The sequence below is a fragment of the Actinomycetospora atypica genome (assembly GCF_042653685.1).
Lineage (GTDB): Bacteria > Actinomycetota > Actinomycetes > Mycobacteriales > Pseudonocardiaceae > Actinomycetospora > Actinomycetospora atypica.
The window spans coordinates 20568-37745 of the sequence record NZ_JBHSIV010000001.1; the positions used below are offsets into that span (position 1 = coordinate 20568).

At 70.0% G+C, this 17178-nt stretch carries 19 protein-coding genes; 7 read left to right on the forward strand and 12 right to left on the reverse strand.

Annotated features, from left to right (window positions below; all coding sequences use genetic code 11):
- Positions 1-58: 58 nt before the first annotated feature.
- Together ACFPBZ_RS00135 and ACFPBZ_RS00140 are read right to left on the reverse strand one after the other, a co-directional pair.
- Positions 59-568, reverse strand: coding sequence for an ester cyclase (locus ACFPBZ_RS00135; protein ID WP_378033962.1), 510 nt, complete (start codon positions 566-568; stop codon positions 59-61).
- A gap of 66 nt (positions 569-634) precedes the next feature.
- Positions 635-838, reverse strand: coding sequence for a hypothetical protein (locus tag ACFPBZ_RS00140; RefSeq protein ID WP_378033963.1), 204 nt, complete (start codon positions 836-838; stop codon positions 635-637).
- Between the two features lie 966 nt (positions 839-1804).
- On the opposite strand from ACFPBZ_RS00140, the gene ACFPBZ_RS00145 reads away from it, so the two are divergent.
- Both ACFPBZ_RS00145 and ACFPBZ_RS00150 read left to right on the forward strand, forming a co-directional pair.
- The gene (locus ACFPBZ_RS00145) at positions 1805-3133 is read left to right on the forward strand and encodes an AAA family ATPase (protein ID WP_378033964.1); all 1329 of its coding nucleotides are present in this window, start codon (positions 1805-1807) and stop codon (positions 3131-3133) included.
- Positions 3127-3744, forward strand: a complete 618-nt coding sequence (locus ACFPBZ_RS00150; protein ID WP_378033965.1) for a DUF4276 family protein — start codon at positions 3127-3129, stop codon at positions 3742-3744. Before ACFPBZ_RS00145 ends, ACFPBZ_RS00150 begins: the two co-directional genes overlap by 7 nt.
- A gap of 1166 nt (positions 3745-4910) precedes the next feature.
- Here ACFPBZ_RS00150 and ACFPBZ_RS00155 read toward each other — a convergent pair.
- The 3 genes from ACFPBZ_RS00155 to mshA form a co-directional block, all read right to left on the reverse strand.
- The gene (locus tag ACFPBZ_RS00155) at positions 4911-6494 is read right to left on the reverse strand and encodes an AMP-binding protein (RefSeq protein ID WP_378033966.1); all 1584 of its coding nucleotides are present in this window, start codon (positions 6492-6494) and stop codon (positions 4911-4913) included.
- Positions 6495-6587: 93 nt separating this feature from the next.
- Entirely contained in the window at positions 6588-7094 is a 507-nt protein-coding gene (locus ACFPBZ_RS00160) for a type III secretion system chaperone family protein (RefSeq protein WP_378033967.1), read from the reverse strand.
- Positions 7091-8356 (reverse strand): D-inositol-3-phosphate glycosyltransferase, encoded by a 1266-nt coding sequence (gene mshA, locus ACFPBZ_RS00165; RefSeq protein ID WP_378033968.1) that lies wholly within the window; start codon positions 8354-8356, stop codon positions 7091-7093. Before mshA ends, ACFPBZ_RS00160 begins: the two co-directional genes overlap by 4 nt.
- A gap of 160 nt (positions 8357-8516) precedes the next feature.
- On the opposite strand from mshA, the gene ACFPBZ_RS00170 reads away from it, so the two are divergent.
- On the forward strand, positions 8517-9275 hold the full coding sequence (locus ACFPBZ_RS00170) for an SDR family NAD(P)-dependent oxidoreductase (RefSeq protein ID WP_378033969.1): 759 nt from the start codon (positions 8517-8519) through the stop codon (positions 9273-9275).
- Between the two features lie 42 nt (positions 9276-9317).
- On the opposite strand, the gene ACFPBZ_RS00175 is transcribed toward ACFPBZ_RS00170, so the two are convergent.
- A complete protein-coding gene (locus tag ACFPBZ_RS00175) occupies positions 9318-10454 on the reverse strand; it encodes a UDP-N-acetylmuramate dehydrogenase (RefSeq protein WP_378033970.1) in 1137 nt (378 codons plus the stop codon).
- Between ACFPBZ_RS00175 and ACFPBZ_RS00180 the strand changes: the two genes are divergently transcribed.
- Positions 10434-10904 carry a DUF2505 domain-containing protein gene (locus ACFPBZ_RS00180; protein ID WP_378033971.1) on the forward strand — a complete coding sequence of 157 codons (471 nt, stop codon included), beginning with the start codon at positions 10434-10436 and terminating at the stop codon, positions 10902-10904. The two genes, ACFPBZ_RS00175 and ACFPBZ_RS00180, sit on opposite strands and share 21 nt — an antisense overlap.
- On the forward strand, positions 10897-11259 hold the full coding sequence (locus tag ACFPBZ_RS00185) for a hypothetical protein (RefSeq protein ID WP_378033972.1): 363 nt from the start codon (positions 10897-10899) through the stop codon (positions 11257-11259). Before ACFPBZ_RS00180 ends, ACFPBZ_RS00185 begins: the two co-directional genes overlap by 8 nt.
- Before the next feature lie 85 nt (positions 11260-11344).
- Here the strand turns inward: ACFPBZ_RS00185 and ACFPBZ_RS00190 are convergent, their stop codons facing one another.
- The 5 genes from ACFPBZ_RS00190 to ACFPBZ_RS00210 form a co-directional block, all read right to left on the reverse strand.
- Entirely contained in the window at positions 11345-12343 is a 999-nt protein-coding gene (locus tag ACFPBZ_RS00190; RefSeq protein ID WP_378033973.1) for a pirin family protein, read from the reverse strand.
- A gap of 36 nt (positions 12344-12379) precedes the next feature.
- On the reverse strand, positions 12380-12934 hold the full coding sequence (locus tag ACFPBZ_RS00195; protein WP_378033974.1) for a YbaK/EbsC family protein: 555 nt from the start codon (positions 12932-12934) through the stop codon (positions 12380-12382).
- Positions 12931-13185 carry a DUF2516 family protein gene (locus ACFPBZ_RS00200; RefSeq protein ID WP_378034242.1) on the reverse strand — a complete coding sequence of 85 codons (255 nt, stop codon included), beginning with the start codon at positions 13183-13185 and terminating at the stop codon, positions 12931-12933. Before ACFPBZ_RS00200 ends, ACFPBZ_RS00195 begins: the two co-directional genes overlap by 4 nt.
- Before the next feature lie 205 nt (positions 13186-13390).
- On the reverse strand, positions 13391-14113 hold the full coding sequence (locus tag ACFPBZ_RS00205; RefSeq protein ID WP_378033975.1) for a hypothetical protein: 723 nt from the start codon (positions 14111-14113) through the stop codon (positions 13391-13393).
- A gap of 5 nt (positions 14114-14118) precedes the next feature.
- Positions 14119-14583 (reverse strand): helix-turn-helix domain-containing protein, encoded by a 465-nt coding sequence (locus ACFPBZ_RS00210; protein ID WP_378033976.1) that lies wholly within the window; start codon positions 14581-14583, stop codon positions 14119-14121.
- Positions 14584-14764: 181 nt separating this feature from the next.
- Between ACFPBZ_RS00210 and crcB the strand changes: the two genes are divergently transcribed.
- Positions 14765-15178, forward strand: coding sequence for a fluoride efflux transporter CrcB (gene crcB, locus ACFPBZ_RS00215; RefSeq protein WP_378033977.1), 414 nt, complete (start codon positions 14765-14767; stop codon positions 15176-15178).
- Positions 15175-15543, forward strand: coding sequence for a fluoride efflux transporter FluC (locus tag ACFPBZ_RS00220; RefSeq protein WP_378033978.1), 369 nt, complete (start codon positions 15175-15177; stop codon positions 15541-15543). Before crcB ends, ACFPBZ_RS00220 begins: the two co-directional genes overlap by 4 nt.
- 15 nt (positions 15544-15558) lie before the next feature.
- On the opposite strand, the gene ACFPBZ_RS00225 is transcribed toward ACFPBZ_RS00220, so the two are convergent.
- Entirely contained in the window at positions 15559-16770 is a 1212-nt protein-coding gene (locus tag ACFPBZ_RS00225; RefSeq protein WP_378034243.1) for a DUF445 domain-containing protein, read from the reverse strand.
- Between the last annotated feature and the right edge of the window lie 408 nt (positions 16771-17178).

The following is a 17178-nucleotide window of genomic DNA, read 5'->3' on the forward strand; positions in this document are numbered from 1 at the left end:
CGGAGGCGACTCGCCACAGAAGTTCGGATCAGACGTCCGCCGGGGCGTTTCCCGGTGATCAGGCCCTGTGGCGGGCGCGGCGCCGCGCCAGGAGCATCTTGGCGAGGTAGACCGGGCTCGGCGGGGTCCAGCCGAGCTGCTCCCCCAGGGTCCGGTCGTCGCGGTTCGCCCAGTGCTCGACGATCCGGCCCTCGCGCATGCGGAACCAGTGGGTCTGGGTCACCGAGAAGGCCCGTCCGGTGGGAGGGAAGACCATCGCGACCGAGGCGTTCTCGTCGTACGCGGTGAAGGGGCCGGTCTGCCGTCCGGTCATCGTCGTGTGCAGGACGACCAGGTCGCCCTCCTGGACGGCGTCGCGCACCTCCCACCGCAGGTCGGAGTGGGCCTCGCGCAGCCAAAGCGCGGTGGCGTGGAAGGCCTCCGGTCCGGCGCCCCGCGTCGCCGCGGGTTCCGCCTTCGACTCCCGGTTGAGGGCGTCCGGCGCGAAGACCTCGGCCATCTCCTCGAGAGTTCCGATGGCCATGAGCTCCAGGGACTTGGCGCACGTCGCCTTGTCGTCCGTCGTCATCGCGGGGCCTCCCTCCCGACCGGCTCAGCCTGGCCCCGGAGCGGGCGCCGGCACCACCCCGACGGCTCAGCCCCGGAGCGCGACCGCCGCTCCCGCCGGAGCGCCGGCGTACGCGTCGACGATCTTGTTCAGCTCGCCCTGGAAGTAGAGGGAGACCAGGCCGAAGCAGAAGCACCGCAGCGGGCCGATCCCGGCACTGCACGTCGGGCGAAGTGCAGCGGCGCGCTGGACGTCCGCGATCCGATTGCCGGTGTTGTAGAGCAACACCATTGGCAAGAATTCTCGTCGTGGTGGTCGCGGCTGCCTAACCCCGTACCGTTCCTACTCGCCCGGCCGCTCTGCGACCGCCGCGCCTCCGCTGGCGGGTCACAGGAGGCGTGGCCTGCTCACCAGCGCGGGCCGGAGGCAAAGCGCCAGCAAGGCCGGAAGCACGTCCGACCGCATCGCCGGACACCGGGGCGAAAGGCCTGGGCCTATTCTGTGTTCCGAATCGACCCACGGATACAACCGACACCACCTACAAACTTGCTCAGACGCCGGCGCCGGACATCGCCGTGGGGCTGTAGATCCTGGCGTTCCCCTCCCCGAACTCCTCTACGGACGCCGCGATGCTCCCGGCCATCCACGAAGAGAGCGCGCTCGCCGAGCGGCCGCGGTGACAGTTTCCAGACGATCCGCGCATCTTCGCCATGGCTTATGGAGGGCAGGTTCGACATCAGGAAGCCCGGTTGGCTCGGTAAATGGACGCCGATCCTGCACTGGTCGAGTTCGGTGCCCACGAGCGGATGGCACCCGAGTGGTTGTAGCCCGACACGGCCCTGGTCGCTCTTGGAGCATCTGGAATCTTCACCGCGCCGTCCGCACCCTTCACGTCCGCCCAAGGACGGCATCCGCGTTCGGTCGCATCGCCCCTCGCAGGACCCGGACCAACGCCGCGTGCACGAGACCTCGCAGGCCCGCGTCGACAGCAGCCGGTCGCGTCCACCACCGCCGCCGCCGGACGCGCATCCGACTCTCGGCCAACGACAACCCGACCTGGGTCCGGGTTGATGATGGACCGACCGACGTAACTGCGCTATGCCTCTGACCGGTGAACCTCGCTGGACAGCATACGGTAGTTGCAGTGTCGATTTACCGAACCACTACTCTAAGGTCGTGCACCGGCCACAACGAGGCGCCGAACCTCGGATCGATACCTGCAGATGAGATGACCCTTAAGATGCGAGGGGCGTGCGTATGAAGATCGAGGAATTACGAGTGCGGCGTTTCAAGTCGCTGTACAATACTGCCACTACGCTTCAGAACTTCTCCGTCCTTACAGGCCCGAATGGCTCGGGAAAGTCGAACTTCACGGCAGTTATCGATTTTCTTGGCGAGGCGTACCGCTTCGGGTTAGATTATGCCGTCGGTAGGGCGGGTGGCATCGACGCCATCGCATATCGACGGACCAGGAGGACAACCGTCCCGATCAGCCTCGGACTGACTTTCCGGGTTGATGCAAACGAGCTTGAAGCAACATTAGGCTCACGCAAGATCTCAGAATATCTCGACGAAGATCGCAAGTCTCTATGGTTCGATCATGATTTCGAGATAAAGCCAAGCAGAGACCTCGAGAGCGCCAACTTTCAGGTCTCCAAAGAATCTGTGAGGCTGTACGGCGGGATCGGCAAGCCGAGAGATCTATTACTGAATTTCGAGAGTGCAGGCTCATCGTCCTCGACGTCACGCGAATCGACGCTAGAATTTGACTCCGACAAGCTTTTCGGTTCCGCGAGCTTATCTGATATCTACAAGAAACGTCTCAACGCGGAGGATGTCCGTGCCGAAATCGCAGAATCTTCTGATCCAACAAACTTGTTTTTCAATCGGCCTGCATTTTCGGTTCCGCCTTTTCGCGAGCTCCGCATGCTTCTTAATCGGCTAAACGTCTACCGGCTGAACGCCGCGGCGTGTCGTAATCCAGGAGTCCTCACCCCTACGGCGTCCCTGAGTAAGGACGGAGGAAATCTTCCCGGCGTCGTCGCGCGGTTGCGTCGACGGCGGAACACGTCGGGAACCTGGGATCGAATTCTTTCATCGATGGTGGAAATCTTTCCCGATCTGCAGGATATCGACACTACCGAAAGTGCGTCGACTGGCATCAATCTCCGATTCCACGAGGAAGGGGTCGGCCGACCTTGGTCAGCCCTAGAGGTGTCGGACGGAACTATCCAGTACCTAGCAATGCTATGCGTTCTGTTCGATCGGTCAGGTCCCGCACTGGTACTCGAAGAGCCTGAGAACACTCTTCATTCCTGGTTGCTTCGTCTACTACTTCAGAAATGCAGAGAGGATGAATCACGTCAAGTACTGCTCACCACGCACTCGCCGGTCGCGCTAAAGGCCGTCTCGCCAGACGAAGTCCTACTCGCTTCTAAGAGAAATGGTCGTACGAGCGTAAGGCCCTTGGCTGAGATCGACCCTGACTCCAAGAGGATCTACGAAGAGTCTGGCATAGACGTCTTCGAGCAGTACGACTCAGGATATCTGCCGGAGACGATCCCTGGTTCGGGGGTTCAATGGTAAGGCGCGCACCTCACGCTCGCCCTAACCGTGCTCGTGTTGGGATAGTCACGGAGGGCGACGGAGAGGTCAAGGGGCTTCCGCACCTCTATGCTCAACTGGAGCGCAGTGCTGGCGTACAGTTGCTCAAACCGATCAAGGCCAATATTCCGCCAATGGCTCCACCTCCACTAATCGCGCGACGGATCGAGACTGGCGTTCGCTTGGCAGGCGCTCGGGGGGCCGACCGGGTTGTTGTCGCGTTGGACTCTGAGGATCCACATTGTTGTCCAGGGGAACGATCGAAGATCATTCGTGCTGAGCTAGCAAGAATATGCGCCACCGAAGTGTCAGTTGTACTCAAACACTGCAAATTAGAGAACTGGCTTATAGCTGATCTTGCCGCTCTGGAAACGTGCTCGGGCCTATTTCCAAACTGGGCGAACGTGACTTATCCCCAGGGCCGGGCAGATACTGCGGACGCGTACCGGATGTTGAGCAATGCGACCGGACGTCGGGACCACTACACGAAGATCAAGCACGCGGAGCGACTTCTCAGAAATTGCAACGTGCAGACGATGGCATCAAATTCAAGGAGCTTCTCAAAATTCCTAAAGGAGATCGCCTCTAGCTAGTCGCCCTTGTTCAATTCGACCGCACGCTTTGCCGTTAGCCCGTTCAAGCTTGGCGCCTTGAATAGCAGCGTTGAGAAGCTTAGGAGTAAACGATCGCGAATCCAATTGCCCAGGGTTACGAGTGGCCATTAGTTCGTCGCCTGGCCCGTCGCGATGCTTCCACCGAGATGCTATAAGTGCTTGGATCCTCTTGCGCCGGCTTGCACGGTTCCGAGTAGGACCGCGAGTGGCGGCGCCGCGCGTACTCGCTTGCCTCTATTGCGCCGGTCCGCGTCTGAGCGAGGCGCCCGACCTCGCCATACCGACGTCAAGCTTCCCCGCCTAGGGCGGGACGAGCTGGTCCTATCCGACTCCCGCAAGGGCGTCAACGGGGAGCTCTAAAGGCGGTCTTCGCGACGCTCCCACAGTGACGACTCAAGCGCCGTCGTCGGAAAGCAGCTCATGTTCCGATCAGACCGGCCTTCATCGCGACCCTGCTTGAGCACCTTGACCGCTACGCAACCTGCGCCCGAGGGCTGGCTGTTGCCCGCCCTAACAACCCTGGGGCGTCTGGCATCCGGGTCTTAACTACCGGATGTAACCCGGCCCTGAATCCCGGATTGACGAGCGCCGACTGTTCGATCTGAGCAAAAATATGCTGGACGCCATCTGGCAAAGCGAGGCCCCCACGTCTGCCCGGAATCGACCATCGCACGAAGGAGGACGACTCCGCGGCTATAGCCGTTTTGATCGAGGTTCAATCGAGGCGGAAGCGCGTTCCGGTTCTTAGTAGCAGGCCAGTGACGTTATCTAAACAGACAATGCGAAAGCAGGGCCACAACATTGGTCTCAGACCCTCGCAGACGGCGTAATCGATTGCAGCCCTGATCCCGACGACCTGGGGCACACTGCGCTATCCTCGTGGGTCAACGATGGGTTCCCACTCGACGAAGGTTGCCGGGCGCGCCAACCACTCGGTAAAGATTCCGCTGTCGGCCTACGCGTCGTGACTTGATGGCGAACGGGCCCACACGACGCGTGTATCAGAACCTGCTCGACGGAAGGACTTGAATTTCAGTCCGTGCTTGTCCGTAAATCCCTGCAGAACGACGAGGCGCCACAGCACCGCCCGACGGGCAGGGGATGTCCCTGCCCGTCGGGGGCGCCGTGGCGCTGGGTCGGGCGTCCTAGGCGGAGGTGTTCTCGCGGGCGCGAAGGTCCTTGCGCAGGATCTTCCCGGAGCCCGACTTCGGGATCTGGTCGATGAACTCCACGGCGCGCACCTTCTTGTGCGGCGCGATCCGCTCGGCGACGAACGACATGACGTCGTCCTCGGAGAGCGAGGCGCCCTCCTGCTTGACGACGAACGCCTTCGGGATCTCCTCGCCCTCGGAGTCCTTGATCCCGATGACGGCCGCGTCGGCGACCGAGTCGTTGGTCAGCAGCAGAGCCTCGAGCTCGGCCGGCGGCACCTGGTAGCCCTTGTACTTGATGAGCTCCTTGACGCGGTCGACGATGTAGAAGACGCCGTCGTCGGTGACCGTCGCGACGTCGCCGGTGTGCAGGTAGCCGTCGGCGTCGAGCGTGTCGTCGGTCGCCTGCTGGTTGTTCAGGTACTCGCGCATCACGTTCGGGCCCTTGACCCAGAGCTCGCCGCGCGGGCCCTCCTCGCCGGTCTCGGGGTCGACCAGCTTGCACTCGATGTTGGGCAGCGCGTAGCCGATCGAGGACAGGTCCATGTCGGGCTTGTCCTCGGGCATCGCGTGGCTGACCGGCGAGAGCTCGGTCATCCCGTAGCCCTGGAACACGGTGCAGTTCAGGCGCTTGGCCACCTTGTGGCCGAGGTCGGCGTCGAGGGCCGCGGCGCCGGAGAAGATGACGTCGACGCAGTCGATGTCGTACTGCTCGACCATCGGGTGCTTCGCGAGGGCCACCGCGATCGGCGGGGCGATGAACACGCGGTCGACGCGGTGCTCGGAGATGATCCGCAGGAACTCCGCGAGGTCGAACTTCGGCATCGTCACGACGGTGGCGCGCTTGTAGATCCCGTTGTTCATCATGCAGGTCATGCCGTAGATGTGGAAGAACGGCAGGACCGCGAGGATCTTCGAGTCGCTGTTCGTGTCGCCGATCGCCCCGAACTGCAGCAGGTTCGCGACGAGGTTGCGGTGGGTCAGGACGACGCCCTTGGCCCGCCCGGTGGTGCCCGACGAGTACGGCAGCGCGGCCACGTCGTCGCCGGAGATCGACACCGAGGGGCGCTCGGCGGAGGTCGTCAGGAGGTCGGCGAGCGCGTTCTCGGGCATCGGGGTCGAGGCCTCGTCGCGCGCGTCGTCCATCAGGACGACCTCGGCGACCGCGAGGCCCTCGGCGCGCAGCGCGGCGCGGGCCCGGTCGAGGAACGGCGAGATCGTGACGAGCAGCTTCGCGCCCGAGTCGCGGAGCTGGAAGGCGACCTCGTCGGGGGTGTACATCGAGTTCAGGGTGGTGACGGCGACGCCCGCGGCGAGCGCGCCGTGGAAGACCACCGGGTAGTACGGGTTGTTCGGGGCGAACATCGCGATGACGTCGCCCTTGCCCAGGCCCCGCTCGCCCAGGGCCGCCGCGAACCGGTCGACCGCGTCGGCGAGCTCCTGGAAGGTCACCTTCCGCCCGCTCGGCCCGTCGATGATGGCGACCGACTCGGCGTGCTCCCCGAGGTCGGAGAACAGGAACTCGGGCAGCCCGACGTCGGGGATGTCGATGTCGGCGTAGGGGCTGCGCACGGTCATACTCGGGTCTCCTCGGTGAGTCCGGCGGGGTGCTCGGGGGCACTCAACCTACCTGGGAGTACGACCCCGGTCACGCCGGAGCGGCCGTCCCGGTCATCCCGCGGTGTCGGACCCCGAATCGGACACCAGGTGCGAGAACGCCCGCAGGTTGGCCAGCGACTCGCCGCGCGACTCCCGCCACGCCCACTCGCGCCGGATCGACGTCGCGAACCCCAGCTCGAGCAGCACGTTGAAGTCGCCGTCGGCGGCGTCGACGACCTGCCCGAGGATGCGGTCGAGCTCGTCGTCGGTGACCGCGTGCAGGCCCACCCGCCCGACGAGGTGGATGTCGCCCATGTCGTCGAGCGTGTAGTGCACGCCGTAGAGCCGGGAGTTGCGCTGGAGCAGCCAGCGGTAGACGCCCTCGTGGTTCTCGTCGGGGCGCCGGCAGACGAACGCCTCGACCAGCAGGGCGTGCGGGGTGAGGATCAGCCAGCAGTTGGTCTGCAGCTTCTTGGTGCCGGGCAGCGTGACGAAGAAGCGGTCGCCCTCGCGGCGCTGGTAGGTGAGCTCCCGCTCCTCCAGCGCGTCGACGATGACCTGGTCGAGGTCGGTGCTCACACCGCCACCCTCCGGGGCTCGCGCCGGGCGGCGGTCGCCTCGGCGTAGGTCGCGAGCAGCGCGTCGGCGGTGTGGTCCCAGGAGAAGACCTGCGCGTGCTCGACGGCGCCCGCGGCGAGGCGGCCCCGCATCTCCCGGTCGAGCGCGGCGCGCTCGAGCGCCGAGGCCCAGGAGGCCGCGGAGTGGTCGGCCACCAGCAGCCCGGACCGGCCGTCGGCCACCGCCACCGGCAGGCCCCCGACCGCGGCCGCGACCACCGGGGTGCCGCAGGCCTGCGCCTCGAGGGCGACGAGGCCGAACGACTCGGAGTACGACGGCACGGCCACCACGTCGGCGGCCCGGTAGACCTCGGCGAGCGCCCGGCCCCCGCGCGGGCGCAGGAAGCTGACGACGTCGGTGATCCCCAGCTCGTCGGCGAGGTCGACCAGCACGCGCGGCTGCGCGAGCCCCGACCCCGACGGCCCCCCGACGACGAGGACCCGCAGCCGCGAGCGCAGCTCCGGGCGGCGGGCGATCATCTCGGCGGCGGCGCGCAGGAGCACGTCGGGGGCCTTGAGCGGCTGGATGCGCCCGACGAAGGCCAGCACCACGTCGTCCTCGCCGATCGCCACGCCGGCCTCGTCGGCCAGGCCGGCGCGGGCGGCGCCGCGGTCGAGCTCCGGGGTGAAGGTGGCGAGGTCGACGCCGGGCGCCACGGTGCGGACCGCCTCGGGGTCGGCGCCGTACTCCGCGATCAGCGCCTCGGCCTCGGCCGGGGTGGAGGCGACGAGGCGGTCGGCCTCGGCCACCACCTGCTCCTCGCCGACCACCCGGCCCAGCGGCTCGGGGGTGTCGCCCGAGGCGAGCGAGGCGTTCTTGACCTTGGCCAGGGTGTGGGCGGTGTGCACCAGCGGGACGCCCCACCGGTCGCGCAGCAGCCAGCCGACCTGGCCGGAGAGCCAGTAGTGGCTGTGCACCACGTCGAACCAGCCCGGCTCCTGCCGGGCCTCGTCGCGCAGGACCCCCGCGGTGAAGGCGCACAGCTGGCCGGGCAGGTCCTCCTTGCCGAGGCCGCCGAAGGGGCCCGCGACGACGTGGCGCACCAGCACCCCGGGCGCGAGTTCGGCGACCGACGGGAGCTCCGACGAGGTCTGCCGGGTGAAGATCTCGACCTCCACGCCGCGGCGCGCCATCTCCAGCGCGGTCTGCACGACGTAGACGTTCATCCCGCCCGCGTCGCCGGTGCCGGGCTGGGCGAGCGGGGAGGTGTGTACCGAGAGCACCGCGACCCGCCGGGGTCGTCGGACCGATGCCAACGTGCGCGGCCTCGGCCGTGGTGTGGCCGTGCCGTCCGTCGCCGTCCTCGCCGCCGGAATCACGACTGCAGCTTAGGCAACGATCGTCGGGCGCGTGCGCGCGAGAGCGGCTCTAGGGTGGCGACCCGTGACCTCCCCCACCTCGCCAACTCGACCGATCGTCGTCGTGACCGGAGCCAGCTCGGGGATCGGCGCCGCCACCGCCCGCGCGCTCGCGGCCGACGGGTGGCACCCCGTGCTCGGCGCGCGCCGTCTCGACCGGATCCGCGCGATCGCCGACGAGGTCGGCGGCACGGCCCTCCCGCTCGACGTCACCGACGGCGCGTCGGTCGACGCGTTCGCCCAGCGGGTGCGCGACCTCGGCGCCGTGCGCGGCCTCGTCAACAACGCCGGCGGCGCCAAGGGGACCGAGAAGGTCGTCGACGCCGACGAGGAGCACTGGCGCTGGATGTGGGAGTCCAACGTCCTCGGCACCGTCCGCGTGACGAAGGCCCTCCTGCCCTCCCTCATCGCCTCCGGCGACGGCCACATCGTCACGATCACCTCGATCGCGGGCCTCGAGGTCTACGACGGCGGCTCGGGCTACACCGCCGCCAAGCACGCCGAGGGCGCCCTGCACCGCACCCTGCGCGGCGAGCTGCTCGGCGAGCCCGTGCGGGTCACCGAGATCGCGCCGGGCGCCGTCGAGACCGAGTTCGCGCTGGTCCGCTTCGACGGCGACCAGGAGCGGGCCGACAAGGTCTACGAGGGCATCACGCCGCTGACCGCCGACGACGTCGCCGCCACGGTCGCGTTCGCCATGAGCCGCCCGAGCCACGTCAACATCGACACCCTCGTGCTCAAGCCGCGCGACCAGGCGACGGGGATGCGGTTCAACCGGAGGTGAACACCGGTGAGCACTGATCCGGGTCCGGACACGGACTAGTGCTCACAGGGTGCAGCCACACAGGACCGGCTCCGGGACGAGCCGCACTCCGAACGCCGACTCGACCCGGTCGCGCACGTCGCGGGCGAGGTCGAGCAGCTGCGCGGTGGTGCCCCCACCGCGGTTGGTCAGGGCGAGGGTGTGCCGGGTGGAGACGCGGACCGGGGAGTCGGGGCCGGGGTGCCCGCGGGGGACGCCGGCGCGCTCGATGAGCGCGGCGGCCGACAGCTTGACCCGGCCGTCCTCGGTGGGCCAGGCGGTCACGGGGCGCTGGTCCAGCGCCGCCACCCGCCGCGCCACCTCGTCGGCCGCGTCGGTCCCGACGATCGGGTTGGTGAAGAAGGAGCCCGCGCTCCACGTGTCGTGGTCGTCCGGGTCGAGCACCATGCCCTTGCCGCGGCGCAGCTCCAGCACGGCGGTGCGCACGTCGGCCACCGGCGCGCGGGTGCCCTGCTCGATGTCCAGGACGCGGGCGAGCTCGGCGTAGCGGACCGGGGCGGAGAGCCCGTCGGTGGTGAGCCGGAAGCGCGCGGCGAGCACCACCTCCCGGTCGGCGTGCTTGAGGCGGCTGGTCCGGTAGCCCAGGCGGAGCTCGGCGGCGGGGACGGTCGAGACGGTGCCGGTGGCGCGGTCGAGGACGTCGGCGTCGACGAGCAGGTCGGACACCTCGACGCCGTAGGCGCCCACGTTCTGGACGGGGGTGGAGCCGGTGGAGCCGGGGATGCCGGAGAGGCACTCGAACCCGCCGAGGCCCTCGTCGACGGTCGCGGCCACGAGCTCGTCCCAGTCCTGCCCCGCCTCGGCCCGCACGAGCCCGTCGGTCACGGTGTGCCCGCGCGACTCCAGCCGGACGACCGTCCCGTCGAAGCCCGCGTCGGCGACGACCAGGTTCGACCCGCCCCCGACGACGAGCAGCGGCTCGCCCGCCGCGTCCGCCTCGCGCACCGCGTCGGCGGCCGAGCCGGCGTCGGTGGCACGGACGAGGTGGCGGGCCGGTCCGCCGAGGCGCAGCGTCGTGAGGTCCGCGAGCGGGACCGCGGTGGTGGGCACGGCACCGACGGTAACCGCCGGGCGGTGCGACCCACGCCCGGCACCGGCCCCGCCGGTACGGTCTGCGCCGTGGCCAAGCCCATCGAGCACAGCGCCTCGTTCCCGCACCCCGTCGACGCCGTCGTCGCCGCCCTCACCGACGACGCCTACCTGCAGGCACGCCTGCAGGAGCTCGGCGGCAAGGACGCGGCGCTGGTCTCCCACGAGGGCGACCGCATCGTCCTGCGTCAGGGCGTGCCGGTCGAGTTCCTCCCGACGGTCGTCCGCCGCTTCACCGGCGACGACCTGATCCTCGACCGCACCGAGACCTGGCACGGGTCCAGCGCCGACATCGACGTCCAGGTCCGCGGGCTGCCCGGCTCGATCACCGGGTCGCAGGAGGTCGTCGGGGACGGCGACGGGTCCCGCATCTCGGTCCGGGGCTCCGCCGCGGTCCCGGTGCCGATGGTCGGCGGGAGGATCGAGGGCATCGTCGCCGAGCAGGTCAGCGAGCTCATGCGCTTCGAGAGCGAGTTCCTGGCGCGCTGGCTGGATGGCTGAGGAGGTCCTGGTCGACCTCGGGGTCCCGGGCGCACGGCTGCTCGTCCGGCTCGGCGAGCACGTCGCGGCGTGGAGCCCCGACCCCGACCAGGCCTCGTGGCGCCACGCGGAGATCGTCGTCGAGGCGGCACCGTTCTCCGGCACCATCCCGACGATCCTCACGGGCACCGAGGTCGGGCAGTACCGCGAGGCCCTCGCCGCGCTCGACCGCGGCGACCGCGCGGACGTGCGCCTGGGCGGCGACCGGGCCGCGGAGATCCGGCTCGAGCGGACCGCCGCCACGGTCGTGGTGACGGCGACCCCGTCGGGCGACGACCCGTGGCCGACGATCCGCTACCTGGTCCCGCGCCCCTGACCCCGGGGGTCAGCGATGGCACATCGCTGACGTCCGGTGTCAGCGATGTGCCATCGCTGCCACCGGCGCACGGCCGGGCGACCCCCTAGGAGGTCCGGAGCCCGCCCGACGCCCCCGCGTGCGGCACCCGGTCGGCCGGGACCGCCCCGAGCCGGCCCGCCCGGAAGTCGGTGTAGGCCTCCATGACCTCCTCGCGGGTGTTCATGACGAACGGCCCGCCCCACGCCACCGGCTCGCGCAGCGGGCGCCCGCCGAGCAGCACCACCTCCAGCTTCGGGTACCGCGCGTCCTGCTGCTCCGCGGCCGCCATCCGCACCGACTCCCCCGGCCCGAACACCACCAGCTGCCCGGTCGACACCGGTCGCCGCTCCGCGCCCGCGAACCCGGCGCCCGAGAGCACGTAGGCGAGGGCGTTCTGCTCGGCGTCCCAGGGGACGTGGAGCATCGCGCCCGGCTCGACCGAGGCGTGGGCCATCGTCATGGGGGTGTAGGTCGATCCCGGCCCGGAGTGGCCGTCGACGCTGCCGGCGATGACGCGGACCAGCACGCCCGCGTCGGGCGAGGTCACCAGGGCGGCCTGACCCGCGCGCAGGTCCTGGTAGCGGGGCTGCACGAACTTCTGCGCCCGCGGCAGGTTGACCCACAGCTGCAGCCCGTGGAAGAGCCCGCCCGAGGCGACGAGGGCCTCCGGCGGCCGCTCGATGTGCAGGACGCCGCCCCCCGCGGTCATCCACTGGGTGTCGCCGTTGGTGATCAGCCCGCCGCCGCCGTGGTTGTCGGCGTGCTCGAACGTGCCGTCCATGATGTAGGTGACGGTCTCGAAGCCCCGGTGCGGATGCCACGACGTGCCCTTCGGCTCGCCCGGCGCGTACTCGACCTCCCCCATCTGGTCCATGTGGACGAACGGGTCGAGGTCGGCGAGGTCGACGCCCGCGAACGCCCGGCGGACCGGGAAGCCCTCGCCCTCGAAGCCGCGCGGCGCGGTGGTCACGCGCCGGACACCGCGCTCGGTGGCCCCGGTGTCGGGACCGAGGTCGGCGAGACGGGGCAGGACGGTCAGATCCGGGACGGTCAGGGCGGGCATCGGGTCCTCCAGCTCGTTGAAGGTTCAACCTACCCGCTAACGGCCGAGACCCTCCAGCGATTCCGCCGTCGGCAGCTGCGCGAGCACCGCCCCGGGCACGATCAGCTTCGACCCGCGGATGCCGCTCCCCACGACGACGGCCGGGGCGGCCACCACCGCCGGGTCGAGCAGGACCGGCCAGTCCTCCGGCAGGCCGAACGGCGTGATCCCGCCGTACTCCATGCCGGTCAGCTCGACCGCGAGGTCCATCGGCGCGAACGACGCCTTGCGCACGTCGATCCGCTTCCGGACGATGCCGTTGACGTCGGCCCGGGTGGTCGCGAGGACCACGCAGCCGGCCAGGCGCTGCTCACCGGAGCGGGAGCCGGCGACGACCACGCAGTTGGCGGAAGCCTCCATCGGCGAGGAGTAGGCCTCGCAGAACGCGGCGGTGTCGGCCAGGTCGGGGTCGATCTCCACGACCCCACAGGCGCCCGCGGCATCGTCGGGAAGGCCCTTCAGCGCCGCGAGGACGGGGGCGGCGAGCAGGTCGGGCCGTTCGAGGGCCGGGACCGGCTCGAGCGTGCCCGAGGCGGCCTCGAGCCCTCTCACCAGCGGCCGCCCTGCTGCACCTCGATGACCTTCGGACGGACGTCGACGAGGTAGACGAGCACGGCGCAGAGGGCGACGAGCCAGAGGATGGCGAAGCTCGCGACCGGGCCGCCGATCGACACGACGAGCAGCAGCGCGCCGACCCCGGTGATGCCGCACCACGCCGGCTTGGTCAGCTTGTTGACCGCGGTGAACGCGTCGGCCCGCTGCATGAGCGCGTGGATGAACGCGTACAGGCCGAGCGGGATCATGATGATCCAGATCAGCAGCGACAGGTAGTAGTCGAGGTTCAGCAGGACCGACGGCGCGGACACATCCACCCCGCGAGGATACGTGCGTCGGGCGAGGAGCCGGAGCCACCCGTCCGGAGCAGACCGGACATAGGACCGGACACGGGACGACGAAAGCCCCGGTCCCCGCACGAGGCGGGGACCGGGGCCGGTGGAGCGGGAAGCGTCAGTTCTTCTGGGCGCGCTTCGCGGCGGCGTCGGTGGCGGCCGACTTCGGCGCGTTCTTCGGGCCCTGCTTCTTCGGGGCGGTGCGGGCGGCGGTCTTGCGGGTGGCGCTGCGGGTCTCCGCGGCGGCCTCGTCGCCGGCCTCCTTGATCTCCTCGGCGACCTCGGCGCTCACCTCGGTGAGGGTCTCGGCGGCCTCGCCGGTGACCTTCTGGGTGTAGCGGGCGGCGCGCTCGCCGACCGAGCGGGTCTGCTTGGTGACCTCGGCGAGGGCGACCTCACCGCGGACGCGGATCTCCTCGACGGTGTCCTCGAGGCGACCCTCGAGCTCGGTGGAGACCGAGTCGACGGTGTCGAGGGCCTGCTTGACCTGCGGCTGCGAGCGCAGCTTCGAGTAGGCACCCTGGCCGCGCTGCACGAGGTCGGCGTACACGCTGCGCACGGCGGCGACGTAGCTGTCGGCGAGACGACGGAAGTCCTCGGCGGAGAGCTTGCCGCGCAGCTCCTGCAGCTCCGAGGGGAGGTCCTCGACGCGGGCCTGGACCTCGGTGGCGCCGGACTGGACGCGGGCGAAGGCCTCCTGGGCGCTCGCCACGGCGTAGTCGCCGAGGCCGAGCAGGGCCAGCGACGGCGCGCGCAGCGGGTCGACGGCCTCGGCGACGGCCTTGGCGGCCTGGTCGCGGGCCTCGCGCACGTCGAACTTGGTGGGGAACGTGACGGCCATGAAGATCACTCCTGAACGGTGGGACTGCGAACGATGTCGGTGTCGCCGGAGGCTTCGTCGCTCTCGGCGGGCGCCGTGGGAGTCGTGGGGCCCGTGGCCCCGGCGGCACGGTTCTCGCGCCGGAACGACTCGTAGATGTCGTGCAGGACCTGCTTCTGGCGCTCGGTGAGCTCCGGGTCGCAGGCCAGTGAGTCGAGGACCGCGGAGCCGACTCGCTCCTCGAGGATCCCCGCCCTCACGTACAGCGCCTCGGCCGAGATGCGCAGGCCGGTCGCGATCTGGGCCAGGATCTCCGCGGACGGCTTGCGCAGTCCGCGCTCGATCTGGCTCAGGTAGGGATTCGAGATCCCGGCGACCTTGGCGAGCTGGCGCATGGACACCTGCGTCGACTCGCGCTGCCTGCGGATGTAGGCGCCGATGTCCTCGACGGCTTGGCCCAGTGCCTTGTCGACACTCTCCACTCCGGACATCTGCTCACCCCCTCCGGCTCGGCTGACACCCACGCTAACACAAGTGCTAGCTGTTGCAAGCACCCTGCTTGCGCAGGTGGGGTGGCCTGTGCCACAGCCAAGACGATCCACGTCCGCCCACCGCCGTGCGCTGGGGAAACGCAGCGGATAGCGTCCGGCGGCCGACCACGAGGAGCCCGCCGTGACCACATCCGTGCTGCGTGGTCAGGGCGCCGCGGTCGCGGTGGTCGCGGTCGGCGGCGCGCTGGGCGCCCTCGCCCGCTGGGCGCTGGGCGTCGCCTGGCCGACCCCGCCGGGCGGCTTCCCGACGACGACCCTCGGGATCAACGTCGTCGGGTGCCTGCTGATGGGCGTGCTCGTGGTCCACGTCGCCGAGGTCCGCACGGCGCACCCGCTGATCCGGCCGTTCCTCGGGGTCGGCGTCCTGGGCGGGTTCACCACCTTCTCGACGTTCGCCTACGACGCCCACCAGCTCCTCGTCGGGGGCCGGCCCGGCGTCGCCCTGGCCTACCTGGCGGCGACCGGCGTCGGGTCGGTCGGCGCCGCCGCCGCCGGGCTCGCCCTGGCCCAGCGCGCGGCGGGAGCCCGCCGGTGACGCTCGTGACCGCCCTCTGGGTCGCCCTCGGGGCCGCGATCGGCGCCCCGACCCGCTACCTGGCCGACCGGGCCGTGCAGGCCACCCACGGCACCGGGTTCCCCTGGGGGACCTTCACCGTCAACGTCGTCGCGGCGCTCGTCCTCGGGATCGTCCTCGGCGGGCCGGCACCCGGCGCGGTGACCGCCGCCGTCGGCGTCGGCTTCTGCGGGGCGCTCTCGACCTGGTCGACCCTCGGGTACGACACCGTGCGCCTGGCCGAGGAGGGATCCCGCTCCGGCGCCACGCTCAACGTCGTGATGTCGATGTTCGCGGGGCTCGGGGCGGTCTCCCTCGGTGTGGCCGTCGGGGCGGCCCTGTGGTGACGCTCCCGGGGCGGCTCAGCCGACGACCAGCTCGCCCACGGTGTAGATGACCAGCCCGGCGAGGGCGCCGACCACCGTCCCGTTGATGCGGATGAACTGGAGGTCGCGGCCGACCTGCAGCTCGATCTTGCGGGAGGTCTCGGCCCCGTCCCAGCGCTTCACGGTGTCGGAGATCAGGGCGGTGATCTCCGGCGCGTAGCGGGTGACGACGTAGGCGGCGGCGTCGACGATCCAGCTGTCGACCTTCTCGCGCAGGTCCTCGTCGAGCACCATGCGCTCCCCGAACCGGCTCACCCCGTCGGCCACCCGGCGGCGCAGCTCGCTCGAGGGGTCCTCCGCGGCGTCGAGGATCATCGCCTTGCCGGTGGCCCAGGCCCGGCTGATGAGGCCCTGCACGTCGGGGTGCTCGAGCAGCTGCATCTTGATCGCCTCGACGCGGGCGATGGTGTCGGGCTCGTGCTGCAGGTCGCCCGCGAAGCTCGTCAGGAACCGGTCGATGGCCTTGCGCAGCGGGTGGTCCGCGTCGGACTTCACGGCCCATGCGAAGGACAGCGCCTCGGCGTAGAGCCGGTCGCCGATCAGCCCGTCGACGAAGCGGGGCGACCAGCTCGGCGCCTGCTTGCTAACCAGGGACATCACGAGGTCGTGGTTGAGCCGCACCCAGTCGTAGGCGCGGTCGCAGATCAGGTCGACCACCTTGCGGTGGGCGCCGTCGACGAGGACGCCCTCGAGCAGCTTGCCCATCGGAGGGCCCCACTGCTGGGCGACGACGCGCCGGGTGACGGCCTGGTCGATCACGGCCTGCACCTCGTCGTCGCGCAGCACCGCCACCGCGCCGCGCACCACCGTCGCGGCCTCGCCGGTGACCCGCTCGGCGTTCTCGCGGCGGGAGAGCCAGGCGCCGGTCCGGTTCGCGATCCGGGCGGAGCGCAGCTTGTCGCTCACCACGGGGACCGACAGGAAGTTCTCCCCGACGAAGTCCGACAGGCTCTCGCCCAGCTGGTCCTTCTTGCGCGGGATGATCGCGGTGTGGGGGATCTTGAGCCCCAACGGGTGCCGGAACAGGGCGGTGACCGCGAACCAGTCCGCGAAGGCGCCGACCATGCCGGCCTCGGCCGCCGCCCGGACGAAGCCGGTGAAGGCCGGGCCGCCGTTGCGCTCCCAGACCAGGAACACGATCCACACGATCGCCGCCGCGACGAGGAAGCCGGTGGCGACCACCTTCATCCGGCGCAGCCGGACGCGCTTGCCCTCCTCGTCGGCGAGACCTGCGAAACCGGTCGGGCCGTCGGGCGTCGAGCCGCCCACGCCCCTCGTCGGGACCTCCGTCGGTGCCACTGTGCTCACACCGTCCGATTGTGCCCCCATCGGGTGGCCGACCCGACCGGGTGAACCGCCTCGGCCCTGTGATGCGAAGCCACCAGGAGGGGACCGGATCGCCCGCATCGTCGCCGTACCCCGGCGCGTTGTACGGATCGACGTCCCGGGAGGGATCCGCGCCCGGGACCCCGAACGCAGGGACGCGTCCCCCACACGCCCCGTGCGACCGACCGCGCCCGGCCGCACGGGGTTCCGCGCCCCCCGGCCGCCGTGCTGCCCCACGGAGGCCGGGGGGCGCCCTGCGTCCGGCTCCGT

What these genes read in the sequence shown, in the direction of transcription:
- ACFPBZ_RS00140 (WP_378033963.1), bottom strand. Translation starts at nt 838, where the DNA reads ATGGTGTTGCTCTACAACACCGGCAATCGGATCGCGGACGTCCAGCGC.
- ACFPBZ_RS00135 (WP_378033962.1), bottom strand. Translation starts at nt 568, where the DNA reads ATGACGACGGACGACAAGGCGACGTGCGCCAAGTCCCTGGAGCTCATG.
- ACFPBZ_RS00150 (WP_378033965.1), top strand. Translation starts at nt 3,127, where the DNA reads ATGGTAAGGCGCGCACCTCACGCTCGCCCTAACCGTGCTCGTGTTGGG.
- ACFPBZ_RS00205 (WP_378033975.1), bottom strand. Translation starts at nt 14,113, where the DNA reads ATGGCCGTCACGTTCCCCACCAAGTTCGACGTGCGCGAGGCCCGCGAC.
- ACFPBZ_RS00155 (WP_378033966.1), bottom strand. Translation starts at nt 6,494, where the DNA reads ATGACCGTGCGCAGCCCCTACGCCGACATCGACATCCCCGACGTCGGG.
- ACFPBZ_RS00190 (WP_378033973.1), bottom strand. Translation starts at nt 12,343, where the DNA reads ATGCCCGCCCTGACCGTCCCGGATCTGACCGTCCTGCCCCGTCTCGCC.
- ACFPBZ_RS00200 (WP_378034242.1), bottom strand. Translation starts at nt 13,185, where the DNA reads ATGATCCCGCTCGGCCTGTACGCGTTCATCCACGCGCTCATGCAGCGG.
- ACFPBZ_RS00210 (WP_378033976.1), bottom strand. Translation starts at nt 14,583, where the DNA reads ATGTCCGGAGTGGAGAGTGTCGACAAGGCACTGGGCCAAGCCGTCGAG.
- ACFPBZ_RS00185 (WP_378033972.1), top strand. Translation starts at nt 10,897, where the DNA reads ATGGCTGAGGAGGTCCTGGTCGACCTCGGGGTCCCGGGCGCACGGCTG.
- ACFPBZ_RS00145 (WP_378033964.1), top strand. Translation starts at nt 1,805, where the DNA reads ATGAAGATCGAGGAATTACGAGTGCGGCGTTTCAAGTCGCTGTACAAT.
- ACFPBZ_RS00225 (WP_378034243.1), bottom strand. Translation starts at nt 16,770, where the DNA reads ATGAAGGTGGTCGCCACCGGCTTCCTCGTCGCGGCGGCGATCGTGTGG.